The sequence below is a fragment of the Citrobacter sp. A316 genome (genome assembly GCF_002042945.1).
GTDB classification, from domain to species: domain Bacteria; phylum Pseudomonadota; class Gammaproteobacteria; order Enterobacterales; family Enterobacteriaceae; genus Citrobacter; species Citrobacter portucalensis.
This window is the reverse complement of record NZ_MVFZ01000049.1, coordinates 1-478: the sequence shown is the minus strand read 5'-3', so window position 1 is coordinate 478 and position 478 is coordinate 1. Positions and strand designations below refer to the sequence as shown.

Annotated in this window: 1 tRNA gene and 1 rRNA gene; both read left to right on the top strand. The window is 45.8% G+C overall.

Features of this window, described 5'->3' with window-relative positions:
* Positions 1 to 117 (top strand): 16S ribosomal RNA (locus BZK41_RS26780); the annotation flags it as partial.
* An 85-nt stretch (positions 118 to 202) separates the two neighbouring features.
* Positions 203 to 278 (top strand) — tRNA-Glu (locus tag BZK41_RS26775).
* The last annotated feature ends 200 nt before the right edge of the window (positions 279 to 478 follow it).

Genomic DNA, 478 nt, shown 5'->3' with positions numbered 1-478 from the left:
GCAAAAGAAGTAGGTAGCTTAACCTTCGGGAGGGCGCTTACCACTTTGTGATTCATGACTGGGGTGAAGTCGTAACAAGGTAACCGTAGGGGAACCTGCGGTTGGATCACCTCCTTACCTTAAAGAAACGTTCTTTGTAGTGCTCACACAGATTGTCTGATGAAAAGTAAATAGCAAGGCGTCTTGCGATTGAGACTTCAGTGTCCCCTTCGTCTAGAGGCCCAGGACACCGCCCTTTCACGGCGGTAACAGGGGTTCGAATCCCCTAGGGGACGCCACTTGCTGGTATGTGTGAGTGAAAGTCGCCGACCTCAATATCTCAAAACTTACCTTCGGGTGACGTTTGAGATATTTGCTCTTTAAAAATCTGGATCAAGCTGAAAATTGAAACGACACACTGTTTCATTTCTCCGTAATAAGAAATGAAAAATGGTGTGTTCGAGTCTCTCAAATTTTTGCAGGTCGATGATGAATCGAA